6 protein-coding genes are annotated in these 2,947 nt (G+C 69.2%); 5 read left to right on the top strand and 1 reads right to left on the bottom strand.

Annotated elements, in window-relative coordinates; all coding sequences use genetic code 11:
* The 5 genes from FV228_RS25305 to FV228_RS25285 form a co-directional block, all read left to right on the top strand.
* Window positions 1-275: MucR family transcriptional regulator (locus tag FV228_RS25305; RefSeq protein ID WP_187277897.1), on the top strand; the 275-nt coding region annotated here is incomplete at its 5' end.
* A 273-nt stretch (window positions 276-548) separates the two neighbouring features.
* Window positions 549-818 (top strand): hypothetical protein, encoded by a 270-nt coding sequence (locus FV228_RS25300; protein ID WP_187277899.1) that lies wholly within the window; start codon window positions 549-551, stop codon window positions 816-818.
* 324 nt (window positions 819-1,142) lie between these two features.
* Complete coding sequence (locus FV228_RS25295; protein ID WP_147857067.1) at window positions 1,143-1,505, top strand: hypothetical protein; 363 nt, start codon at window positions 1,143-1,145, stop codon at window positions 1,503-1,505.
* Window positions 1,506-1,751: 246 nt separating this feature from the next.
* A complete protein-coding gene (locus FV228_RS25290; protein WP_147857066.1) occupies window positions 1,752-1,934 on the top strand; it encodes a hypothetical protein in 183 nt (60 codons plus the stop codon).
* A gap of 112 nt (window positions 1,935-2,046) precedes the next feature.
* Complete coding sequence (locus tag FV228_RS25285) at window positions 2,047-2,331, top strand: PilZ domain-containing protein (RefSeq protein ID WP_147857065.1); 285 nt, start codon at window positions 2,047-2,049, stop codon at window positions 2,329-2,331.
* 21 nt (window positions 2,332-2,352) lie between these two features.
* Here FV228_RS25285 and FV228_RS25280 read toward each other — a convergent pair whose 3' ends face one another.
* Window positions 2,353-2,742 (bottom strand): heme utilization protein, encoded by a 390-nt coding sequence (locus tag FV228_RS25280; protein ID WP_147857064.1) that lies wholly within the window; start codon window positions 2,740-2,742, stop codon window positions 2,353-2,355.
* Window positions 2,743-2,947: the final 205 nt, after the last annotated feature.

Genomic DNA, 2,947 nt, shown 5'->3' with positions numbered 1-2,947 from the left:
TCGACAAGCCGAGCGCGGCCCAGATCCGCAAGTCGGTCCAGCATGACGGGATCGTCAGCTTCATCGACGGCAAGACCTACAAGACGCTGAAGCGCCACCTGACCGCCAACGGCCTCAGCCCGCAGAGCTACCGCGAGCGATACGGCCTGCCCACGGACTACCCGATGGTCGCCCCGAGCTACGCCGAGCAGCGCTCCGCCCTCGCCAAGGCGATCGGCCTGGGCCAGCCCGGTGCCATGGCCGACCGCGAGCGCAAGGGTCGCAAGGCGGCCTGATCGACAGCGACCTCGACGCCTCCGGCGGCGGATGCCGCCGAGGTCGTCCCGGCCACGTACGACCGGTGCGCACGCCCTCCGGATCCCTCATCCGTCGACCGCGTGCCACCTTCGACGATCCCGGACTGCCACGTCGAACGGTCCGGCCCGTGATCGTTGCCCCGCAGCCACACATGTCTGCGACGTGGCCCGACACGGACAAGCTGCCACACTCTGCACAAAGCTGATGCCCACCCCGGTTCCTGAGAAGAACGGGTGCGGGGTCGAAGCATGATGAAGCGTGAGCAGACGAACTCCGTGGTGGCCTTCCCGGCGCATATCGCGCCGACCGTGGCCGACGAGGACACCGCTTCGGTGATCGCCGTGCTGCAGGAGCAGCTCGCCCTCGCCCGCGAGGGGCGGCTGCGCTCGGTGGCGGTCGTCTCGGTCTCGACCGATGGCGAGGCGATCGGCACGCAATGGTCGTGCAAGGGCGCCGACATCTCCAGCCTGATCGGCAAGCTGACCGTGCTGACCCACGACATGATGTCGGCCCGGAAATAATCGGCCCGCTATTTTTTGGCCCGCAGGCAGTTGGCCAGACAGTCGCTGGCCGGAAAGTCTTCGGTTCGCACGCGGTCGGCGCATCGAGGCGTGGGGTCTATCCGGTCTTCCCGGGGGCCGGCCCGCCGGGGACGTACAGGTCCGCTCGCGCGCGCCATCGAGCACGGCATAGGAAGAACCGGGCCTGCGTGCCCGCGATCCGATGCCGCTTCGCCGAGTCTCGGGCCCGGGGGGCATCCGGGAGCGGCAGCCCTATCTCTGTGTCGCGGGGTCGGCGCAGCATGCGCTACGTCGTTCCCCAGCCCACAGAGGATCCACCCGCCGATGAGACGCGTTCTGCTCGCCGCCGTGCTGGCCGCGTGGACCCTGCCGTCCGCACCCGCGATGGCCGAGGACGACAAGCGCACCGAGACCATCGAGGGCCTGGTGCGGATCATCGGCGCCCAGGCCGGCATCGTCCTGTATTGCCGCAAGATCTACACCGTGGACGACACGGTGTCCGAGGGCCTGTCCCGGACGGTCCGGAGGGCCCTCGACGCGGCCCTCGGCCGTCGAAAGGCTCAGACCGCCATCGCGGAGGAAGGCCAACGCGTCGCCAAGACCATCGCGGAGGTCGGAGCGGACCAATGGTGCGCCGACCAGCGGGACATCCTCAACACGGACGGCGTCCGGGTCTTCGTCGACTGAGCTGCCCGGCCCGCCTCCGTCACGGAAAGGAGCTTCCACGTTTTCCCCTGGCCTATCCGCCGCGGGTGTCAGATGAGGCAGCGCGATCCTCCGTCGTTCTGCAGTGCAGAACAGATTCCGGCCTTGTTCCCACTTGGAACGTCTGTCATGTTTCGACGGTGGACGTCCCGAAAGCAGATCACGCCGGCTGCGGACGTCCTGACAAGAGCCCAAAGGGCCAGCAAGCCGGCGTCGGAGGAACACGCCATGTCCACACCGATCACCATCGCCGTCGCCCTCATCGTGTGCGGCGTCGCGGTCACCGCCTTCGCCTTCACCCGCGCCCCCCGGTCGAAGGACTTCGCGGGCTGGGACGTGATGTTCATGAGCGGGATCGGCGCCGTCGCGCTCGGGTTCCTGGCGACGCTGGTCGGGGTGGTCACCGGATAGTGAGGCCACGCGCCGTCCTTTGAGGGCGGACGCGGACAATCCGATGCATTTCCGGAACCGGTTCTGAACCCGGCGCGCCGATCGTGCGCGCTTCGCAGTTCACGAGACGGCAATGCTTGATCGACGGCGCGCCCCGCGCACGATGCTGAACGAGACCGGCAGCATCTCCATCGACGAGCATCGCAGCCTGCCGTGCATCGTCTACGATCGCTCGCTGAGCGGCGTCCGCGTCGCCCTTCCGGACGCCGAGATCGTTCCGGAGCGCTTCGTGCTCAACATCGACGCGAGCAACGAGATCCTCGTCTGCCGCTCCGTGTGGCGCAAGGCGGAGGAGATCGGCGCGACGACCAACGAGCCGGAGCCCGAGCGGCCGAGCCTCCGTCGGACGCCGGCCTGAGCGTCCTCCGGCCGGCGCGCGTCAGCCGGAGCGCCGCGCGTTCCAACGGCCGCTGCAGGTGACGATCCCGCCGGTCGACCGCCACGTGCCGCTGCCGGCGCCCTGCGTGTCGAGGCTGCCGTCGATCGGCACCGTGTTCGAGCCGCTGATGATCGTGGCCGAGACGCGACCGCTCGACGAGACGCCGCCGTCGATGTCGACGTCGTCCCCCGGGATCGAGGCGTCGCTGTCCTTGATCTTGACCTGATAGCTCGTCGAGGCCGCGCAGGGCCCTTCGGAGGTCGTCGCCACGATGGTCCAGGCGCCGTCGTAGCGGTTCGGTATCTTGATCTTCTTCGTGCCCGCGAGGGCGGGCGTCAGGACGCCGACGATCAGGGTCGCGGTCAGGATCGGGACAAGGCAACGGGGCACGGGGTCACTCTCGCTCGCGCCGCCGGGACCGACCACGCGGAGACAGAACCGTGAGAGGCCGAAACGGTTGCCTTGGCCCTTCGGCGGGCACCTTCGCGCGTGACGACCGTTCTGTCCGTGCCGGGCCCGCCGCACGCGGGGCGCGGCATCGCCTCCGGGGGACCCGCCATGCCTGATCCGAGATCGCCCAGCGCCGACGAGGCGC

The sequence above is a fragment of the Methylobacterium sp. WL18 genome (assembly GCF_008040015.1).
Lineage (GTDB): Bacteria > Pseudomonadota > Alphaproteobacteria > Rhizobiales > Beijerinckiaceae > Methylobacterium > Methylobacterium mesophilicum.
Note: the sequence above shows the minus strand (reverse complement) of the source record. Positions and strands in the feature narration are given on the sequence as shown.

Excerpts from the sequence above, each read along its gene's own strand:
- FV228_RS25295 (WP_147857067.1), top strand. The coding sequence starts at position 1,143 with ATGAGACGCGTTCTGCTCGCCGCCGTGCTGGCCGCGTGGACCCTGCCG.
- FV228_RS25300 (WP_187277899.1), top strand. The coding sequence starts at position 549 with ATGAAGCGTGAGCAGACGAACTCCGTGGTGGCCTTCCCGGCGCATATC.
- FV228_RS25285 (WP_147857065.1), top strand. The coding sequence starts at position 2,047 with ATGCTTGATCGACGGCGCGCCCCGCGCACGATGCTGAACGAGACCGGC.
- FV228_RS25290 (WP_147857066.1), top strand. The coding sequence starts at position 1,752 with ATGTCCACACCGATCACCATCGCCGTCGCCCTCATCGTGTGCGGCGTC.